Genomic DNA, 18,646 nt, shown 5'->3' with positions numbered 1-18,646 from the left:
GCGGCAAGCGCGGCGGCCCCCATCAGCGCCGCGGCGAGCGCCGGGAACAGCCCGGGGCCCGGCGAGCCGAACTCCGTGAAGCCCCACTCCCAGCCCTGCCAGAGCGCCGCGATGGCCGCCGCGACGAAGCCCGCCGCGGCGAGCCGCCCCCTCATCGGGCGCGCATGCCGGCGGCGTCGATCGCCGCGCCGAGGTCGGCGTAAGCCTTGGCGACGCTGGCGGTGAAGACCTGCTGGCCTTCGAAGATGCCGGCGCCGCGCAGCAGCCGAAGGTATTCCGCGAAGGCCGGCGTCGGCATGATCTCCCGCACCAGCGTCTCCCAGAAGGTGACGACCTCCGCGGGCAGACCGGCGGGACCCATGATGCCGTACACCGACGGCACGGCGATGGGGTAGCCGAGCTCGGCGAAGGTCGGCAGTTGCTCGAAGCCCGGGATCTTGTTCGGCCCGCTCTCCGCCAGCAGCCGCACCGTGCCGGCATCCAGCTGCGGCCCGTAGTCCGAGGAGACCGAGGCCTCGATATGCCCGCCGAGCAGGGCGGTGATTGCATCCGCGCCGCCGCCGAAGGGCACGAAGGTGGTCGTCAGCCCTTCCTTCCGGAAGGCGGCTTCGGTGGCGATATGCGCCGTGCCGCGCACCGCGGCCGTGCCCCAGCGCAGCCGGCCGGGATTGGCGCGCGCGAAGGCGATCAGGTCCTGCCAGGTGCGGAAGGGGCTGTCGGCCTTCACGTAGACCGGGATGGGAAAGCTGACGAATGAGCAGATGTAGGTGAAGTCCTTCGTCGTGTCGTAGGGCACGCGTTGCATGTGCGGCGCGGTCAGCATCGCGCTGCCGGTGAACAGCCCGATCGTGTAGCCATCCGGCCTGGCGCGCGCCATCTGGCCGGCGGCCAGCGTGGCACCCGCGCCAGGGCGGAATTCGACGCCGAGCGCCGCGTTGCGCCGGTCCCGCGCGGCATTCGACAGGAGCCTGCCCGTCATGTCGCCCGCGCCACCTGCGGCGAAGCCGACGAGGTAGGTCATGGGCCGCGAGGGGTAGGCCCCCTGCGCCCGTGCCGCGCGCGATGCCAGCAGGCCGGCGAGGCCACCGGCGCCCAGAAGCAGGTCCCTGCGAATCATCTCCCGCTCTCCCTTGCGTTGAAGCCGTAGAGCCGTTCCGCGGCCGCAGCATCGATGCGCCCTTCGGCAACATCGCGCACCACGCGCGCGGGATCGCGGGCGGCCGGCGGGCCGAAGCCGCCGCCGCCGGGCATTTCCACCACCAGCCGCTCGCCGGCCGGGATCACCTGGCGCCCCTTGCCGGACAGCAGTCGGCCCGAGCCGAGCCGCACAACGCCGAGCGCGCCGTCCTGCCCGCCCGCGCGCCCCCGCGCCGCATGCGCCACGCGCTCGAAGGTGGCGTTCAGGGCGAAGGGCTCGCCGCGGCGATGCGCGATCTCGACCACCTGGCCGTCGCCGCCGCGCCATTGCCCGGCGCCGCCCGATCCGTCGCGCAGCGCCTTCCGCCAGAAGACCAGTGGCGTCATCGCCTCGGTGATCTCGAGCGGCACGTTGCGCACGCCGGAGGGGAAGGCGGTGGCGTGCAGCCCGTCGAGGCCGGGGCGCGCGCCGGCGCCGCCGGTGTTGAAGCTGGTGATGGTGAAGGGGCGCGCATCGGCGAAGGCTGCGGCAGCGACGCCCGGCGTGCCGATGCCGCCCGACAGGCGAAGGTTCCACAGCGCCGAGGTGCCCTCTGCCGGCACGCGGTCCGGAAAAGCCTGGGCGAGCGCGCCGAATACCAGGTCCGGCAGCATCTGCCCCACCATGTGCCGCGCAGTGACGGGGGCGGGCTTCAGCGCGTTCACGATCGTGCCTTCCGGCGCCAGTACCCGCACGACGGAGAGGCTGCCGGCGTTGTTCGGCACCTCGCTGCCGATCACGCAGCGCACGGCATAGCCGGTGTAGGCCTCCGTGTAGCACTTCGGTACGTTGATCCCGAAGGGCGACTGCCCGGCGGTGCCGGCGAAATCCACTGTGATGCCATCCGCCGCGATGGTCAGCGCGCAGCGCAGCGGGATCGACGTGTCCACGCCATCCATCGTCAGGGCGGAATGCCAGGTGCCGTGCGGCGCATCGGCCAGGGCGCGCAGCATGGCCGCGCGGCTGTCGGCCACGATGCGGTCGCCGACGGCCTGCAGGTCGTCCAGCCCGAATTCCTCCAGCATCGCGACCAGCCGATCGGCACCGGCCTGGTTGCTGGCCACCAGCGAGTGCAGGTCGCCTTCCACCTGGTCGGGCTCGCGGACATTGGCGCGCAGAAGGCGGAACAGCGTGGCGTCGGCTTCGCCCTGGCGCAGGACGAAGCTGATCGGGATGTAGAAGCCTTCCTGGAAGACGTCGCGGCTTTCGACGCCGACGCCGAGGCCGCCGATGTCCACGACATGCACCGTCGCCGCGAACAGCGCGACCAGCGCGCCGCGATGGAAGGCGGGCGTGACGACGGTGAAGTCGTGCAGGTGGCCGCTGCCCATCCATGGATCGTTGGTCATGAGCACGTCGCCCGGCCGCAGCGTGTCCGCCGGATGCGCGCGCAGGAAGTGGCCGACGGCCAGCGCCATGGCGTTGACATGCCCCGGCGTGCCGGTGACGGCCTGCGCCAGCATCCGTCCCTGCCTGTCGAAGACGCCGGCCGAGAGGTCACCCGCCTCCCGCGTGCTGGGGGAGAAGGCGGTACGGATCAGCGTCTGCGCCTGCTCCTCGACGGCCGCGATCAGACGATCCCAGACCAACTGCCGGCGGAAGGCCTCGAGCGCGCTCATGCGGCCCCCCGCGTCAGGATCAGGTTGCCGGCGGCATCCGCGGTGGCGGACCAGCCGGCCGGGACCAGCGTCGTCGTCTCGTCCTCCAGCAATGCGGCGGGGCCGGTGGCGAGGCTGCCGGGGAGAAGCGCCGCACGCTCCACCAGGCGAATCGGGACCTCGCGCCCGGTCAGGGGGTCCAGGAACTCGCGTGCGCCGGCCACGGGCGCCTCGGCAATCGCGGGCGGCGGCGCCGCGAGCCGCGCGGGCGGCACGGGCACGGTGCGCACCCGCACGGTCCAGGTCATCGCCTCCACCGCCAGGTGCGGGATGGCGCGGCCATAGAGGCGGCGATAGGCCTCCGCGAAGGCGTCGCCCAGCGCCGGCCGATCGCGGTCCGAGAGCGCGCCGGGGGGCAACGCCACCTCGATCTCATGGCCCTGGCCGCGATAGCGCATCAGCGCGGTGCGCTGCTCCTCCACCGCGGCGTCCGTCGCGGCCCGCACCGCCGCCAGCGCGCGGTGGCCCATGGCGGTCAGCCGCGCATTGAGCTCCGCCATGTCGAGCGTCGCGAGCGGCTGAGGCCAGGACAGCGCGAGTTCGAAGGAGACGGGCGCGCGCAGGAAGCCGATGGCGGAGCCGACGCCGGCGCCGACCGGTACCAGCACATGGCCGATGCCCAGCTTCTCCGCGACGCGCGCGGCGTGCAGCGGCGCGGCGCCGCCGAAGGCGATCATGGTGCAGCCGCCGGTGTCGTGCCCGCCTTCCGCCGCATGCACACGCGCGGCGGCGGCCATGGTCTCCTCCACCACCTCCGCGATGGCGGCCGCGGCCAGCGGCGGCCTGAGGCCGAGCGGCGTGCCGACCGCTGCGAGTGCCTGCTCTGCCGCGGGCACATCGAGCGCGATGCTGCCGCCGGCGAAGCGCGCGGCATCCACGCGGCCGGAGACGAGGTCGGCATCCGTCACGGTCGGGCGCGTGCCGCCGCGGCCATAGCAGGCCGGGCCCGGATCGCTCGCCGCGCTGTCCGGCCCCACGACGAGGCGGCCGAGCGCATCGAGCCGCGCGATGGAGCCGCCGCCCGCGCCGATCTCCACCATCTCCACCACGGGGATGCGCAGCGGCAGGCCGCTGCCCTTGACGAAGCGATGCGCCCGCGCGGCTTCGAAGCCGCGGGCGTGCTGCGCCTCGCCATCCGTGATGAAGCAGATCTTCGCGGTGGTGCCGCCCATGTCGAAGGAGAGCACGCGGTCCAGGCCCGCGGCCTTCGCGATCTCGGCCGCGAGGACAGCGCCGCCAGCCGGTCCGCTCTCGATCAGCCGCACCGGATAGCGCTTCGCGAATTCCGGCGTCGTCATGCCGCCGCCGGAGGTCACCACCAGCAGCGGGCACCGGTAGCCGGCCTCGGCGAGCGCGGACTCCAGCCCCGCGACATAGCGCTCCACCAGCGGGCGCACATAGGCGTTGGCGCAGGCGGTGGAGAAGCGGTCGTATTCGCGGATCTCGGCGCAGACATCGGCCGCGCGCGTGATTGTCAAGCCGGGCAGCAGCGGGGCAAGGATCGCCTCTGCCCGTTCCTCGTGCTGCGGATCGGCCCAGGCCTGGAGGAAGCAGATTGCCAGGCTCTCCGCCCCGCTCGCCCGGATGGCCGGCGCCAGCGCCGCCAGCGCGGCTTCGTCCAGCGGGCGCAGAACGGCGCCGTCCACCGCGATGCGTTCGGCCACCTCGAAGCGCAGCGGGCGCGGGACCAGCGGCTCCGGTTTCTCGATGAACAGGTCGTAGAGCGCGAAGCGGCCCTCGTGCCCGATCTCCAGCACGTCGCGAAAGCCTTCGGTGGCGAGCAGCGCTGTGCGCGCACCGCGACGCGTGATCAGCGCGTTGGTGGCGAGCGTCGTGCCGTGGATGATCGCGGTGATGTCGCGCGGCACCAGCCTGGCACGGTCGAGCGCCAGGCCGAGGCCGCGCATGAAGCCGTCTTCGGGGTTCGGATAAGTGGTCAGGACCTTCGCGGTGACACGCTGCGCCGCGCCCCACTCCACCACGATGTCGGTGAAGGTGCCGCCGATGTCCACGGCGGCGCGCGGCGCGGCGCTCATGGCACCCTTGGGTCGGCGCGGCCGCCGATGCGGCCGGGCGTATCGTGCTGCATCGGGCGATTGACGCATGACGCGCCGCCGCCCGTCAAATCGCGGCGCGGCAGCGGCTCAGGGGCCGCCCTGCCGGTGCAGCCCGGCGGCGTAGAAGGCGCGCAACCCATCCGCATAGCGCCGCGAGACCTCGCGCCATGCGCGTGCTTCCGCCGCGCCGGCGCGCACCTGCGCATCCAGCTCCGCCGCCGCGCCGGGCAGGTCGAAGGAGACCAGCCGCCCGTCCCGCACGACATCCCGCCCAGCGACGACGAGCCGGCGCACATGCGCGCGCGTGGCGCGGGCGGCCAGAAGGGCAGGCTCCTCGGCGGGCAGGATCACGTCGCCGGCATCCCGCCGCAGCACGAGCAGGTCCGCGGTGGCGCCGGGCGTGAGCGGCGCCGCGTCCCGCCCGCCGCCCAGCGCCTCGCGCCCGCCGATGGTGGCGGACTCGAACAGGGCGGGAAGCGGCCAGCCGTCCTCCAGCCCCTGGCCGCGATGCAGCATCCAATTCAGCCGCAGCTCGCGCAGCAGGTCGTCGTCGTCATCCACGCTGAAGCCATCCAGGCCGGTGACGAGCCGCATGCCGCGCCGATGCATCTCGGCAGCCGGCGCCAGGCCGTTGCGGATGGACAGGTTGGAGGAGGTGTTGATGCTGACGGCGACGCCACGCTCGGCCAGCAGCTCCATCTCCGCGGGCCGCAGCTGGGTGCCGTGCGCGATGGACAGGCGGGGCGAGAGCAGGCCGATCTCGTCGAGATAGTGCAAGGGGCCGTTGGGGAAAGCCGCATCGAGGTACTCGCGCTGGATCGGGCTTTCCAGCAGATGCATGTGCACCCGCCGTCCGGTCAGCGCGCTGCGTTCAGCCACCAGACGCAGCAGTGGATCGGAGCACCATTCCAGCCCGTAGGGCCCGAACTGCACATCCACCAGCGGGTCGTCGATCTCGGCGGCGAGGTCCTGGAACAGGCGCATCTGCTCGGCCGGCGGGGGCGGGGCGCGCAACAGGCGGTCCCGGACCGCGGCGGCGACCTCGCCCGGCAGGTTGGCCAGGATGCTCTCATCCGGCGCGTAGCCCAGCGCGTTCACGTCGCGCATGGCCACCGCGATGGCGACGCGCACGCCGATGGCGCGCGCCGCCCGCGCCACGACGCGCAGCTCCTGCGGCACCCGGGCAGGATCCTGCGGGCGGGTATAGTGCACCATGATCGCGCTGCAGCCCGACAGGGCCTGGCGGCCGAGCGCATTCGCCACCACAAGCCAGGGATCGGCGACCGGAACGCCCGTCATCACCGCGAGCCACATCTCGAGCGGCAGGTCGAAGGCGCCGAGCGAGATCGGGCGGACGCCGCGCGCATGGTCGTGGCCGTTGGCGAGCGGCGGCATGATCCAGTGCGCCGCGGCGTCCGGCGGCCCGAGCGGCTCGCTTGCGCCGACGCCCTCCGCCGTGAAGGTGAGGCGCGCTGCGGCACAGTGCAGGCAACCGCCGCCGGGACGGATAACGTGGCCGGTGGCGCTGCCCTCAGCCGCCATGGAGGCCCATCAGCCGCGGCAGCACCAGCACCAGTCCGGGCCACAGCGCCACCAGCACGGCCACGGCCGACATGGTGAGCAGATACGGCGCCAGCGCGCGTGAGATGGCGGGCAGCGTTCCGCCGGAGATCCCGAGCACGATGTAGAGCCCGACCCCGAGCGGCGGCAGGAACAGCGCGATGCCCATCACGGTGGTCATGATCAGCCCGTAATGCAGCGTGTCGATGCCGAGTTCGCGGGCGATCGGGACGAAGACCGGGATCAGCATCAGCATGCCCGGCAGCCCGTCCAGCAGCGCGAAGAGCACCAGGAAGACCACGATGCTGAACAGCAGGAAGGCGATGCGCCCCCCGCCGACCGACTGGATGAGGGAGGCGAGGGTTTGCGGCACCTGCTCCACGGTGAGCAGCCAGGCCAGGATGTTGGCGCCCGCGATCATCAGCATGACGGCGCCGGTCGACACGCCGGACCGCACCAGCGCGCCCCAGAAGAACGCCCAGGTCAGCTCCCGGTGCAGCAGCCCCGCCAGCACGGCGTAGGCCACCGCGACGACCGCCGCCTCGGTCGGCGTGAAGGCGCCGCCGAGTATGCCGCCGAAGATGATCAGCGGCAGGCCTAGCGCCAGCGCCGCGCCGCGCAGCAGCCGCAGCCGTTCCCGCCCGGCGACGCGGGGTTCGGGCGGCGGGCCGGCGCCTTCCAGGCGGATGTGCAGCAGCAGCGCGCCCGCCATGACCGCGGCGGGCAGCAGGCCCGCGGCAAATAGCGCGGCGATGGAGGTGTTGGTGACCGAGCCATAGACCACCATGGTCAGGCAGGGCGGCACGAGGATGCCCATGCCCGCGGCCGCCGCCACCACCGCGCCCGCGCGCGCCGGGTCCCAGCCCTTCTGGCGCATCGACGGGATCATCACGGACCCGACCGCGGCGGCATCGGCGTTGGTGCTGCCGCTGACGCCGGAGAACAGCATCATCGCGACGACCGTCACGTTCGCGAGGCCGCCGCGGATATGCCCGACCAGCGCGGTGGCCAGAGCGATGAGGCGGCGCGAGATGCCGCCGGTCTCCATCAGCTCGCCAGCCAGGATGAAGAAGGGGATTGCCAGGAAGGTGAAGCTGTCGATGGCACCGAAGGTGCGGCTGGCGACGATGTCCAGCGGCACGCCATCCATCATCCAGAGCCCGATGGCCGCCGCGGCACCGAGCGCGAAGGCAATCGGCACGCCGACCGCGACGAAGGCCGCGAAGGCGACCAGCGCGCCGGTCATGGCCGCCTGGCCGCCTGCATCGCGCCGGCCAGCAGGTGCAGCAGCATCAGGACCGCGCCGACCGGGATCGCGGCATACGGCAGGGACATGCGGAAGGGCAGGGTGGCCGCGTCCTGCAGATGCGCCTGCCGCGTCTCGTTGATGCCGGTCACCAGCAGCACCACCAGGAAGGCGGCGGAGACGGCCAGCGCGCCGGATCCGGCCAGGCGCGCCGCGCGCGCGGGAAGGCGCTCGACCAGCGCGGTGAGCGCGTAGTGCGCGCCCTGCCGTGCCGCCAGCGCCGCACCGATCATCGACACCCAGACGAAGAGGTAACGCGCCGCCTCCTCGCTCCAGATCAGCGGCGCGCCGAAGGCGTAGCGCGCCATCACCTGGGCGAGCGTGACGCCCGTCATCGCGATCACGAGCACGCCGAGCAGCGTGGCCTCGGCCTGCGCCAGCGCTGCGTCCAGCCTCCTCACGCCCGGGCGGCTGCCGCGAAGCGCGCCACCAGGTCGCGGCCCAGCCGCTCCTCGCTCTGCTCGTAGGTGCGGCGGCCGGCTTCGATGAAGGGGGCGAGGTCGGGGCGGGTGATGGTCACGCCGGCGGCGGCGATGTCTGCCAGGGCGCGCTGTTCGCGTCCCTCGCGCTCGGCCGTCACGGCAGCCCGGCCGACCAGCGAGGCCTCCCGGATCCAGCCGCGCTGGTCGGCCGAGAGGCGGGTGAACTGCCGCTCGCTCATCACGAAGGTGTTCACCAGCATCATGTGGTTGGTGATCGCCAGGTTCCGCGCGACCTCGGCATGGCGGGAGGAGAGGTAGGTGACGTTGTCGTTCTCGGCCCCGTCGATCACGCCCTGCTGCAGCGCGGTGTAGATCTCGCCGAAGGCCATCGGCGTCGGCGCCGCGCCGAGGGCCCGGAACAGCGCGATGAAGGAGGGGTTGGGGATGACGCGGATCTTGAGGCCGCGCAGGTCCGCCATCTGGTTGACCGGGCGGCGCGTGTAGATGTTGCGGAAGGTCACTTCCCAGAAATTCACCACGCGGAAGCCGGACCCGGCGGCGCGGTTCACCAGCTCCGTCTCCGCCACCGGCCCGTCCAGCAGGCGGAAGGCGGCGGCGCTGTCCGGAACGAGGTAGGGCAGGTCCAGCACGCCGAACTGGCCGACGAAGTTCACCATGTTCGCCGAGGCGTCGATGACGCCGTCCAGCACGCCGGCCTGGACGTTCTGCCACATCTCGCGCTGCGCCCCGAGTTGCGAGGAGGGGAAGATCGCGGCCTTCAGGCGCCCGCCCGACAGCTCCTCCAGCCGGTCCGCCATGCGGCGGGCGCCGATGATGATCGGGTGCTGCGGGTCCAGCGCGCTGCCGATGCGCAGCGTCCGCGCATCCTGCGCGCGCAGCACGGCGGGGGTTGCGATCAGGCCGGCGGCGGCCAGGAGGGTGCGGCGGGACATCATGGGCGGGGCTCCGGTCGGGCAGGGGGAGTGAATGCGCCGGCGGCCGGCAGCGCAAGCCGCGCGGCGGAACCGAACGCGGGCGTCACGGCCTCGCCTGCCGCCCGGCGCGGCAGGCATGCCCACGCCGTGGGCAGCTGCCGGCGCCGGTCACGCCGGCTGTGAGCGCGATCCCCGCCGGTTCAGCGCCACCACGCCGGCGATCGTGGCGAGCCCCACCAGATCCGTGAGCAGCCCGGCATCCACAAGGGCGACGCCTGCCAGGATCATCGCGGCGCGCGCCCAAGGGCCGAGCGGGCGGAAGATGGCACCGGCGACGCCGAGCCCGAAGGCGGTGACGCCGATGCCGGCCGTGACGAAGCCCAGAGCGATTTCCGACGCGGTGCCGTCCAGCAGCAGCAGTTGCGGCTGCAGCACCATGAAGTAGGCCAGCAGATAGGCCGGCGCGGCGATGGCCGTGGCCAGGAAGCCAGTGCGGAAGGGATCGGACCCGGCGATACCGGCGGCCGCGAAGGCGGTCAGCGCCACAGGCGGCGTCAGCCCGGCGAAGAGGGAGAAGTAGAAGATGAACATGTGCGCGGCCAGCAGCGGCACGCCGAGTTCCGCCAGCGGCGCCGCGGCGACCGACGCCGCGATGATGTAGGCCGCGATCCCCGGCACGGCCATGCCGAGCAGAATGACGACCAGCATCGTCGCGATCAGTGCCAGCAGGAGGGAGGTCCGGCCCAGTCCGATCACGAAGCTCGACAGCTCGATGCCGAGGCCCGTCACCAGGATCACGCCGACGAGGATGCCCGAGATCGCGCAGGCCAGCCCGATCTCCAGCGTGCCGTCGATCAGCCCGGCCATGGCCTCCTTCGTCCGCGGCCAGGTGTAGCTGGCCCGGGACGTCAGCAGCCCGCCGACGAGGATGATGGCGGTGGCCTGCAGTGCCGCGTGTTCCAGCGGGTAGGCGTCCACGATCTGCCAGATCAGCCAGACCACGCCGGCCAGCACCGGCCAGTAGGCCAGGGTGATGCGCCAGGCCGGCGTGGCCTCCGTCATCTCGCCGGCGCCGATGCCCAGGCGCACGGTGGCGCCGTACACATACGCCGTGACCGCGATGTAGAACAGGATGGCCGGCAGCACGGCGGAGGCGACGATGCCGGCATAGGGCACGTTCGCCAGCTCCGCCATGATCAGCGCGCCGGCGCCCATGACCGGCGGCGTCAGCGCGCCGCCCGTGGAGGCCACCGCCTCGATCGCGGCGGCGCGGGTGCGGCCATAGCCGACCCGCGCCATCAGCGGGATGGTAACCTGCCCGCCCATCATCACATTGGCCACGTTGCTGCCGGAGACGGTGCCGAACAGCGCCGAGGAGATGACGGAGATGTAGGCCGGCCCGCCGCGCAGATGGCCCGCGACGCGGATGGAGATCCGTTCGAAAAAGACGTCGCCGCCGATCAGCGCCAACGCCTGGCCGAAGGCGACGAAAAGGAAGATCCAACGCAGCGCGACCTGCGTCGGCTCGCTGAACAGCCCGAGCTCCGTCATGGTCAGCGTGCCGACCACGCGACGCAGCGAGAGCGTCGGGCCGAAATCCCAGCTCTCCGGCAGGATGAAGCCCGAGAGCGCATAGGCCATCGCCGCGATGCCGATCAGCGGCAGGATCCAGCCCATCGCGCGCCGCCCGGCCTCCAGCAGCAGCACGACGAAGACCAGCCCGATCCAGACATCGGGCGGGCGCGGAATGGCGGCGCGGCGCACATACTGCGCGTAATCCAGATTGGCATGGACCAGCAGCACCAGCGAGGCCGCCGCCAGCAGCCAGTCGTACCATGGCACGCGCTGCGACGCGCCGGGCGGCAGGCTGCGCGGCGCGTAGCGGAGGAAGGCCAGCACCATGACGATGGAGAGGAACCCCATCGCATGCAGCAGCGGGCTGATCGGATTGAGATACAGGAGCCAGAGCTGCACCAGCAGCCCAACCACCCCGATCGTCAGCCAGGCCGCGAGATCGATCCCGGCCAGGGCGCGCCGGTTCGTCACGCCCGGCGGGTCCAGCCAGGCGCGCGCTCAGCCCTGCGCATTGCGCAGGACGCCGGCCTCGATGAAGTAGCGGGCGGCGCCGGGATGGAACGGCACCATGGCAGCCTGGGCGCGCACCATCTCCGGCGAGAGCAGGCGCTGCGAGGCATGCCGCGTGACGAGCTCGTCCTTCGCTTCCCAGATCGCCTTGGTGGCGCGATAGACCAGCTCCTCCGGCACGCGCGCGCCGATCCAGTGGTGAACGCCGGCACTGGGCCATAGCATGTCGGCGGTCTGCGTTGCGTACACGCCGGCGGGCAGCCGGGCCGCGTTGATGTAGGGCAGGTCGCGCGTCACCGGTGCGAGTTCCTCGGCGGTGAAGGAGACGAAGCCGACATTGCGCGTGGTGACCTGCTCCGTGATCGCGCCCGCCGGATGCGCGGTGCCCCAGATCACCGCCTCAACATTGCCCGCGGCCAGCGAGTTGAACGCCTGGCGCGGGTCGGTGCGCAGCACGTTGCCGAAGTCGCGGTCGGTCATGCCGAGCGCACGGATGGTGGAGGTCACCACCGCCTCCGCGCCGGAGCCGACCGGGCCGAGCGCGATGCGCCGGCCCCGCAGGTCGGCGAAGCCGCGGACCGGGCTGTTCGGGTTGACGATGATGCCCTGCGGCGCATCGTAGCCGGGCATCCAGGACAGCAGGTCCGGGAACGGGCGCTCGCCCTGCGCCTCGAAGCGGCCGTGATGCACGGAATAGGCGCCGGCGGTGTTGCCGTTCGCCGCCTCCACATCGCCGGCCTTGATCAGGTTGGCGTTCTCGATCCCGCCCTGGGTGGCGATGACATCCACGCGCACGCCGGGCAGGGTGCGCTCGATGATGGTCTTCTGCGCGACGCTGATCGAGTAGATCGGCTGCACCGGCTGGCTCGCCGCGATGCGCAGCGTGAAGCGGTCGCCCGGCTGCCAGCGGCGCTGCGCCAGGGCGGGTACGGCCAGAGCGGCCGCGGGCAGCGCAGCCAGGACGGCGCGGCGGCGGAAGGTGGGCGTCATCGCGTTGTCTCTCCGGTTGTTCTGGAACTCAGGTGCCGAGCGTCGTGCGGGCGAAGAGATCCTCCACCGTCAGCAGGCGCGACGAGAGGCCCTGGGCGTGGTGCCAGCGGGCGAGCGCCTCGATCGGGCGGCGGTTGCGGGCGACGCCGTAGGGCCAGAAGTCCTCGCCCAGCGCGTCCCGTGTGCGGGCGAATTCGGCAGGGGCCCAGGGCAGGGCGACCTTCAGCGCCTGCACGATGGCCAGGTCGGCGATGGCCAGGTCCTTCGCCGCGGTGAAGGCCGCCATCAGGGACATGGCGAGCCAGGGCTCGGACTCCGCCACGTCGCGCCGGATGCCCATCAGGTGCATGACCGGGAAGATGCCGGTGCGGCGCGCATATTCCTTCTCGCGCGCCTCGTAGTCCGGGAACAGCCGCACCAGCCCGGGATGGCCCTTCACGAAGGCCTTGGGCGGCTTGTAGGCCAGCAGCGCGTCGATCTCCCCGGCCAGCAGCATGTCCACCAGGAAGCGGTCGTCAGGGGCCCGTTCCACGCGGAAGCCCGGCGGCAGGTCGGGCAGCGGGATATGGCTGCGCTCCTTCTCCTCGACGTCGCCCACCACCCAGGTCACGTCCCGCGCGCCGATGCCGTGCTCGTCCTCGAGCAGGCCGCGCGCCACCACGGCGGCGGTCATCGAGTATTCGCGGACGCCGATGCGCTTGCCCTTCAGCTCCTCCGGCGCGCGGATCCCGGCATCGGCGTGCAGGAACCAGGCGCCGTGGCGGAAGCTGCGGCTGGGGAAGATCGGCAGGCCGACATAGCCGTTGGTGCCGCGCGACACCTGCGCCATGAAGTTGGAGAAGGAGAGTTCCGAGACGTCGAACTCGGCGCCGCCGAGCGCGCGGGAGAACATCGTCTCGATCGGCATGTCGTGCAGCCAGATCGGGTCGCAGCCCTCCACGCTAACGCGCCCGTCGATCAGAGGGCGCGTGCGGTCGTAGTCCCAGACCGCGATCGTCGGGCGCAGCCGCGCCATGGCGTCCTCCGTTCCAGGTCAGGCCATTCGCAGCATGCGCGCCACGCCGCGGCGCGCAACCCCGGTTCCGCTACTCCACGCGGATGTTGTTGGCGCGGATGACTTCCGCATAGACATCCGTGTAGCGTCGGATCTCCTCGCCGAAGCGCGTGGCAGGATGAGCAAGGACGGTGAAGCCCATCTCCTCCAGCCGCCCCCTCACCGCGGGCTGCGCCAGGGCGGCGAGCCACGCGGCCTCCAACCGGGCGCGGGCCGCCGGCGGCACGTTCGCGCGCACGACCAGGCCGAACCAGCTGTCGGACAGAACCAGCGGGAAGCCCATCTCCGTCATGGTGGGCGTCTCCGGCAGCTCGCGCACGCGGGTCGGGTTGGAGATCGCGACCGCGCGGATCTGGCCGAGCTGCGCGGGCTGGATCATGTCCGGCAGGTTGGCCAGCATGAACTGCAGCCGCCCGCCGATCAGGTCGTTATGCGCCTGCGCGGGGCTGAGATAGGGCACATGCGTCGCGTTGAGCCGCGCCGTCTCGCGGAACTGCTCGCCGCCGAGGTGGTTCGAAGTGCCGATGCCGTAGGAGCCGAATGAGAGGCCGTTGCCCGGCCGCCGGCCGGCTTCCAGGAAGCCGGCGAAGTCGCGCGCCACGGAGGGGTGCACCGCCAGCACATGCGGCACCACGGTCGCCATCACCAGCGGCGCGAAGTCGCGCAGCCCGTTGTATGGCGTGGAAGGCCGCAGCGTGACGTTCGCGGCGAAGCTGTTCGCCACCATGATCATGGTGTGGCCGTCGGGCGCGGCGCGAAGCGCCTCGGTCGTGCCCACCACGGTCGCGCCGCCCGGCCGGTGTTCCACCACCACCGGCTGGCCGAGGTCGCGCATCAGGTGCTCCTGCGCCAGCCGCACGACAGGGTCCATCGTGCCGCCGGGCGGGAAGGGGATGATCACGCGCACGGGCTGGGTCGGCGACCAGTTCCCCTGCGCGCGCGCGACGGCGGGCAGCGCCAGCACTGCCAGTGCGGCATGGCGGCGCGAGAGCGTCAGGGGCATGGCGAGGTCTCCGGCGTGGAGGTGCGAATGCCCCATTCCTGGGCGGCTTCGTCAAGCCGGGGCATGCAGCCTGACAGCGCGGCATGGCGGCGCCCTGCCCAGGCAATGGGCAGGGCGCGGTTCCCGGACGGTCACCGGACGGGCAGCACGCGTTCCCGCCAGATGCTGCGGCAGTCCATCTCGTATTCCAGGTCCACCACGGGCGGGCGGCAGAACTGCCAGGTGACGCCGTGCCGTGCGGCGCCGCGTGCGACCAGTTCCTCGGCCAGGAAGGGGTGGATGTCGTGCACGGTGTAGACCTGCACGCCCGTCGTCGCGGCCCAGCCGCCGCCGAGCACGCCCATGCGCCGCTCCATCTCGCCCAGCACCCAGCGCGCCTTGGTGCGCATCCCCGCTGGCGAGAGGTCGCCGAGCGCCACGGTGTGGTCGCGGTAGTTGCCCTTGCCCTCCTGCGCCTCGCCGCTGCCGGCAACCGCGAAGGAGGGCGGGGCTGCGGCCTCCGGCACCGTGTAGACGAAAGCATGGAAGCAGGGCTCCGCCGGGGGCGCGATCTCCGGGCAGACATTGCTGCGCGCCACGGGATTCAGGCCGTCGCGGAACAGCCCCCAGTCCTGCAGCACGCCGCCATAGATGCGGTTGAAGGCGGCAAAGCCTTCCTCGGTGAAGGGCGCCGGGGAGCGCAACTCGCAGGCGGCGAAGGCGGCCTTCGGACGCCCCGCGGCGGCCAGTGCCTCCGCGATCAGGGCGAAGCCGCGCATCAGCGGCACCGGCTCGGCGAAGCGGACGCGCTCCAGCGCGAAGCCGGGCTGGGCAGCGACGCCCGCGCTGTACTGGTAGACGCCAGGGACGAAGCGGAAACCGCCTTCCGGCACGGCGACAGCCTGGGTCATGCATCCTCCGATCGGCTCCGGCGGCGATGATGCGGGCGGCGCCGGGCAAATCGCAAGCCGGGGCCGCCTGCCGCGCGAACGCTGGCCCGGCCGCGTCGTTGTCTCGACGGGCAACGACATCGTCGGGGACAACGAAGGCAGCGGCCCCGGCCGCAGCGTCATCCGGCCGCCCATGCAGGTCGATCCCGGAATCCAGAGCGCGGTGCCGGAGCCGCGGCCGAACACCACGCCTGTCATCCCACCGCCCGGCATGCCGGGCGGGGAGTCCGGGCCCGTTCCCCGCTGACGCCAACGCGCTCAGGCGCGTGCGGCCGGGCCCAGCTCCTCCACGAAGCGGCGAAGCACGGCCGATGGCTGCGCGCCGCGACGCAGCACCAGCGAGAAGGTGGCGTCGTGCCGCAGCCGGTCGGGCATGAGTTCCCGCATCTGCTCGGCCTCCACCCATTGCGCGGCGTAGTGGATCGGCAGGTGCCCCACGAAGCGCCCGGAGAGGATCAGCGCCGCCACGGCCTCCATGTGCCAGGCGACGGCGGCGGGCTTCAGCCGCAGGCCGCCGCGCGCCTGCTCCGGCTCGCCCACATAGCCGCGGAGCACGCCGTCGGCCGCCTCGATGTCGCGCGGGCGAAGCCGGCCTTCGGGCCGGTCGAACAGCGGGTGGCCACGACCGCAGAACAGGCCCTGCGGCTCGGTGAACAGGCGGCGATAGGCGAAGACGGGGTTGCGCCGGTGGAAGGCGCCGATGGCGGTGTCGAGGCGCCCGTCCACCAGCATCCGCTCGAGCTCGTTTGGCGCCGCGACATGCAGGCTGAGCACCACCTCCGCACTCGCGGCGCGCAGCCGGCCCAGCGCGGCGGGCACGCGACAGGCGAGGTTGTTGATCATGTTGTCGACCATGCCGAGCCGTAGCTCCCCCGCGAGGCGGCCATGCGCCGCGGTGACGTCGGCGCGGAACGCTTCCGCCGCGGAGAGCAGGCGCTGCGCCGCCTCGTAGACGCGGCGGCCATCCTCGGTCAGCGCGAAGCCGGCGCGGCCCCGGTGGCAGAGCCGCATGCCGAGCCGGGTCTCCAGCGCGGCCATGCGGGTGCTGATCCAGGACTGGGACACGCCGAGCTCGATCTGCGCCGCGGTGAAGCCGCCATGCTCCACGACGGAGGCGAAGAGACGCAGCAGGCGCAGGTCCTGCGTGTCGGGCTGGGGGATGCGGGCTGGCACGAGGCGCGGTTCACATCACGAATATCGCAAGTGTGCTTTGCACAAATCTGATGCTAGCGATGTGATCGCGTGTCCACAATGCGCCCGGCAGATCGCGGGGAGCGCTTCGCATGCCGGCGGAGACGGAGTGGCCGCAACCGATCGATGGCGCCGTGACGCCGCGCTTCGCTGCGCCGGCAACCTTCATGCGGCTGCCCCTCCGCCCCGATGCTGCGGGCCTGGATATCGCGATCCTCGGCATCCCCTGGGATGGCGGCACCACCAACCGGCCGGGCGCGCGGCACGGACCGCGCGAACTGCGCAACGCCTCCACGCTGATCCGCCGCGTGCATCCCGTGAGCCTGGTCGCGCCAACGGCGCTTTGCCGGATCGCGGATCTGGGCGATGCGGCGGTGAACCCGGTGGACCTGCACGCCACGCTGGCGCTGGTGGAGGCGCGCGTGGCGGAGCTGCGGGCCGGCGGCGCCTGGACGCTCGCGGCAGGCGGCGACCACCTGATCTCGCTGCCCGTCCTGCGCGGGATCGTGCGTGCGGCGCCGGGCCTGGCGCCGCTGGGCATGGTGCACTTCGACGCGCATTCCGACACCAACGACAGCTATTTCGGCGGCAGCCGCTACACCCACGGCACCCCGTTCCGGCGCGCGGTGGAGGAAGGGCTGCTCGATCCGCGTCGAATCGTGCAGATCGGCATCCGCGGCTCGCTCTACGACGCGGCGGACATGCACTGGGCGGCGCAGGCCGGCATCCGCATCCTCACCATCGAGGAGGCGGAGGCGATGGGGCCGGACGCGGTCGCTGCGGAAGCCCGCCGCGTGGTCGGCGGCGCCCCGGCCTATCTCACCTTCGACATCGACAGCCTGGACCCGGCCTTCGCGCCCGGCACCGGCACGCCGGAGCCGGGCGGCTTCACTCCGCGCGAGACCATGCGGATCCTGCGCGGCCTGCGCGGCCTGCAGATCGTCGGCGCCGACCTCGTAGAGGTCGCGCCGCCCTTCGATCCCGCTGGCGTCACCGCCCTCGCCGGCGCCACCATGATGTTCGAGATCCTCTGCCTGATGGCCGAGGCCCGCTCCAGGAGGGACCGATGACGCGCTTCCACGCCACCCGCCGCGCCACGCTCGGCCTCGCCGCGCTCGCAGCCGGGCTTCGCCCCGCCTTCGGGCAGGGCAACACGCTGAGCTTCGTGAACAATGGCGGCGTCATCGCGGAAGCGTCGCGCCGCGTCTGGTACGAGCCCTTCGCGCGCCAGCACGGGCTGCGCGTCATCGAGGACAATTGGAACCAGGAATACGCCCGCCTGCGCAGCCAGGTTGAGACCGGCCAGCTGCGCTGGGACGTGGTGGAGATCACCTACAACAACATGGCGCTGGCCTGCGACGAGGGCTTCATCGAGCAGATCGACTGGTCCCGCCACATGAACGTGCAGCCCTTCGAGAGTTCGGGCGGCGTCACCGAATGCGCGGTGCCGATCATGAGCGTGGTCGGGGGGCTGACCTATGACGCCGACCGCATCCGCGAGAACCCGCCGCGCACCTGGCAGGACTTCTGGAACGTGCGGCAATGGCCGGGCAAGCGCGGCCTGCTGTACCGCGCCAGCATGCTGGAGATCGCGCTGATGGCCGATGGCGTGCCGCCAGCACGGGTCATCGACGTGCTGTCCGCGCCGGGCGGGATCGACCGCGGCTTTCGCAAGCTGGACGAGATCAAGCCGCACATCCAGTGGTGGCGCAGCGGGGCGGAATCCACGCAGATCCTGGCGACCGGCGAGGTCGCCATGGTCTATGCCTGGAACGGCCGCGTCGCCAGCGCCAATCAGCGCGACCGGCGCAACTTCCGCATGTCCTTCGATGGCGGGTTCGTGCTCGGCAACCAGTATCTGGCGGTGATGAGGGGCACCCCTCGGCGCGACCTGGCGATCGAGTTCATCCGCTTCGCCACCAGCGCGCCCGTGCTGGCGCAGTTCGCGCGGGAGATGATGTACGGCCCGCCGAACGAGGAGGCGATGCGGCTGCTGGACAGCAGCTTCCTGGCCTATCTGCCGCACGACAAGATGGACATGGCCTATATCCAGGGCGGCGAGAAGTACCGCCAGTTCTGGCTGGAGAACCTGGAGCCGCTGACGCAGCGCCTGGCCCGCTGGGCGGCGAGCTGAGGCGGCCGCTTCGGCGGTGCCGGAGGGGACGCTCGCCGCGCGGGCCGATGCGGCGGCGCTGCGCGTCCAGCACGCGCTCGCCGAGCGTCGCCGCGCCTTCGGCCTCTGGCTGCTGGTGCTGCCGGCGGCGCTGTTCGTCCTGGCC

General features: G+C 72.3%; 15 protein-coding genes. 2 read left to right on the top strand and 13 right to left on the bottom strand.

The genetic code is table 11. The annotated features are described in order from the left end of the window. Positions 1–151 precede the first annotated feature (151 nt). The 13 genes from OZN99_RS09505 to OZN99_RS09445 all read right to left on the bottom strand — a co-directional run bounded on the left by OZN99_RS09505 (position 152) and on the right by OZN99_RS09445 (position 16,349). Entirely contained in the window at positions 152–1,117 is a 966-nt protein-coding gene (locus OZN99_RS09505) for a tripartite tricarboxylate transporter substrate binding protein (RefSeq protein ID WP_270934971.1), read from the bottom strand. Further along, a complete protein-coding gene (locus OZN99_RS09500; RefSeq protein WP_270934970.1) occupies positions 1,114–2,796 on the bottom strand; it encodes a hydantoinase B/oxoprolinase family protein in 1,683 nt (560 codons plus the stop codon). Before OZN99_RS09500 ends, OZN99_RS09505 begins: the two co-directional genes overlap by 4 nt. Beyond that, positions 2,793–4,871: a hydantoinase/oxoprolinase family protein gene (locus tag OZN99_RS09495; protein ID WP_270934969.1), complete on the bottom strand. Its 2,079-nt coding sequence runs from the start codon at positions 4,869–4,871 to the stop codon at positions 2,793–2,795. The genes OZN99_RS09500 and OZN99_RS09495 overlap by 4 nt, the downstream gene beginning before the upstream one ends. 108 nt (positions 4,872–4,979) lie before the next feature. Further along, entirely contained in the window at positions 4,980–6,434 is a 1,455-nt protein-coding gene (locus tag OZN99_RS09490; protein ID WP_270934968.1) for an amidohydrolase family protein, read from the bottom strand. Further along, positions 6,424–7,698 carry a TRAP transporter large permease gene (locus tag OZN99_RS09485; protein WP_270934967.1) on the bottom strand — a complete coding sequence of 425 codons (1,275 nt, stop codon included), beginning with the start codon at positions 7,696–7,698 and terminating at the stop codon, positions 6,424–6,426. Before OZN99_RS09485 ends, OZN99_RS09490 begins: the two co-directional genes overlap by 11 nt. Next, positions 7,695–8,159, bottom strand: coding sequence for a TRAP transporter small permease (locus tag OZN99_RS09480; protein ID WP_270934966.1), 465 nt, complete (start codon positions 8,157–8,159; stop codon positions 7,695–7,697). Before OZN99_RS09480 ends, OZN99_RS09485 begins: the two co-directional genes overlap by 4 nt. After that, positions 8,156–9,136 (bottom strand): TRAP transporter substrate-binding protein, encoded by a 981-nt coding sequence (locus tag OZN99_RS09475; protein ID WP_270934965.1) that lies wholly within the window; start codon positions 9,134–9,136, stop codon positions 8,156–8,158. Before OZN99_RS09475 ends, OZN99_RS09480 begins: the two co-directional genes overlap by 4 nt. Positions 9,137–9,283: 147 nt before the next feature. Continuing rightward, positions 9,284–11,161 carry a TRAP transporter permease gene (locus OZN99_RS09470; RefSeq protein ID WP_270934964.1) on the bottom strand — a complete coding sequence of 626 codons (1,878 nt, stop codon included), beginning with the start codon at positions 11,159–11,161 and terminating at the stop codon, positions 9,284–9,286. Between the two features lie 27 nt (positions 11,162–11,188). Then, a complete protein-coding gene (locus OZN99_RS09465) occupies positions 11,189–12,190 on the bottom strand; it encodes a TAXI family TRAP transporter solute-binding subunit (protein ID WP_270934963.1) in 1,002 nt (333 codons plus the stop codon). A gap of 28 nt (positions 12,191–12,218) precedes the next feature. Next, the gene (locus OZN99_RS09460; RefSeq protein ID WP_270934962.1) at positions 12,219–13,205 is read right to left on the bottom strand and encodes a substrate-binding domain-containing protein; all 987 of its coding nucleotides are present in this window, start codon (positions 13,203–13,205) and stop codon (positions 12,219–12,221) included. 70 nt (positions 13,206–13,275) lie between these two features. Further along, positions 13,276–14,247 (bottom strand): Bug family tripartite tricarboxylate transporter substrate binding protein, encoded by a 972-nt coding sequence (locus tag OZN99_RS09455; RefSeq protein WP_270934961.1) that lies wholly within the window; start codon positions 14,245–14,247, stop codon positions 13,276–13,278. 131 nt (positions 14,248–14,378) lie between these two features. Next, positions 14,379–15,137 carry a 2-amino-5-chloromuconate deaminase CnbZ gene (gene cnbZ / locus OZN99_RS09450; RefSeq protein WP_270934960.1) on the bottom strand — a complete coding sequence of 253 codons (759 nt, stop codon included), beginning with the start codon at positions 15,135–15,137 and terminating at the stop codon, positions 14,379–14,381. Positions 15,138–15,434: 297 nt separating this feature from the next. After that, the gene (locus OZN99_RS09445) at positions 15,435–16,349 is read right to left on the bottom strand and encodes a LysR family transcriptional regulator (RefSeq protein ID WP_270934959.1); all 915 of its coding nucleotides are present in this window, start codon (positions 16,347–16,349) and stop codon (positions 15,435–15,437) included. A 110-nt stretch (positions 16,350–16,459) separates the two neighbouring features. Between OZN99_RS09445 and speB the strand changes: the two genes are divergently transcribed. After that, positions 16,460–17,437, top strand: coding sequence for an agmatinase (speB, locus tag OZN99_RS09440; protein ID WP_270934958.1), 978 nt, complete (start codon positions 16,460–16,462; stop codon positions 17,435–17,437). Continuing rightward, complete coding sequence (locus OZN99_RS09435) at positions 17,434–18,501, top strand: ABC transporter substrate-binding protein (protein ID WP_270934957.1); 1,068 nt, start codon at positions 17,434–17,436, stop codon at positions 18,499–18,501. Before speB ends, OZN99_RS09435 begins: the two co-directional genes overlap by 4 nt. Positions 18,502–18,646: the final 145 nt, after the last annotated feature.

The organism is Falsiroseomonas oryzae (assembly GCF_027856955.1).
GTDB lineage: Bacteria > Pseudomonadota > Alphaproteobacteria > Acetobacterales > Acetobacteraceae > Falsiroseomonas > Falsiroseomonas oryzae.
Note: the sequence above shows the minus strand (reverse complement) of the source record. Positions and strands in the feature narration are given on the sequence as shown.

What these genes read in the sequence shown, in the direction of transcription:
- OZN99_RS09505 (WP_270934971.1), bottom strand. Translation starts at nt 1,117, where the DNA reads ATGATTCGCAGGGACCTGCTTCTGGGCGCCGGTGGCCTCGCCGGCCTG.
- OZN99_RS09500 (WP_270934970.1), bottom strand. Translation starts at nt 2,796, where the DNA reads ATGAGCGCGCTCGAGGCCTTCCGCCGGCAGTTGGTCTGGGATCGTCTG.
- OZN99_RS09495 (WP_270934969.1), bottom strand. Translation starts at nt 4,871, where the DNA reads ATGAGCGCCGCGCCGCGCGCCGCCGTGGACATCGGCGGCACCTTCACC.
- OZN99_RS09490 (WP_270934968.1), bottom strand. Translation starts at nt 6,434, where the DNA reads ATGGCGGCTGAGGGCAGCGCCACCGGCCACGTTATCCGTCCCGGCGGC.
- OZN99_RS09485 (WP_270934967.1), bottom strand. Translation starts at nt 7,698, where the DNA reads ATGACCGGCGCGCTGGTCGCCTTCGCGGCCTTCGTCGCGGTCGGCGTG.
- OZN99_RS09475 (WP_270934965.1), bottom strand. Translation starts at nt 9,136, where the DNA reads ATGATGTCCCGCCGCACCCTCCTGGCCGCCGCCGGCCTGATCGCAACC.
- OZN99_RS09465 (WP_270934963.1), bottom strand. Translation starts at nt 12,190, where the DNA reads ATGACGCCCACCTTCCGCCGCCGCGCCGTCCTGGCTGCGCTGCCCGCG.
- OZN99_RS09460 (WP_270934962.1), bottom strand. Translation starts at nt 13,205, where the DNA reads ATGGCGCGGCTGCGCCCGACGATCGCGGTCTGGGACTACGACCGCACG.
- OZN99_RS09455 (WP_270934961.1), bottom strand. Translation starts at nt 14,247, where the DNA reads ATGCCCCTGACGCTCTCGCGCCGCCATGCCGCACTGGCAGTGCTGGCG.
- cnbZ (WP_270934960.1), bottom strand. Translation starts at nt 15,137, where the DNA reads ATGACCCAGGCTGTCGCCGTGCCGGAAGGCGGTTTCCGCTTCGTCCCT.
- speB (WP_270934958.1), top strand. Translation starts at nt 16,460, where the DNA reads ATGCCGGCGGAGACGGAGTGGCCGCAACCGATCGATGGCGCCGTGACG.
- OZN99_RS09435 (WP_270934957.1), top strand. Translation starts at nt 17,434, where the DNA reads ATGACGCGCTTCCACGCCACCCGCCGCGCCACGCTCGGCCTCGCCGCG.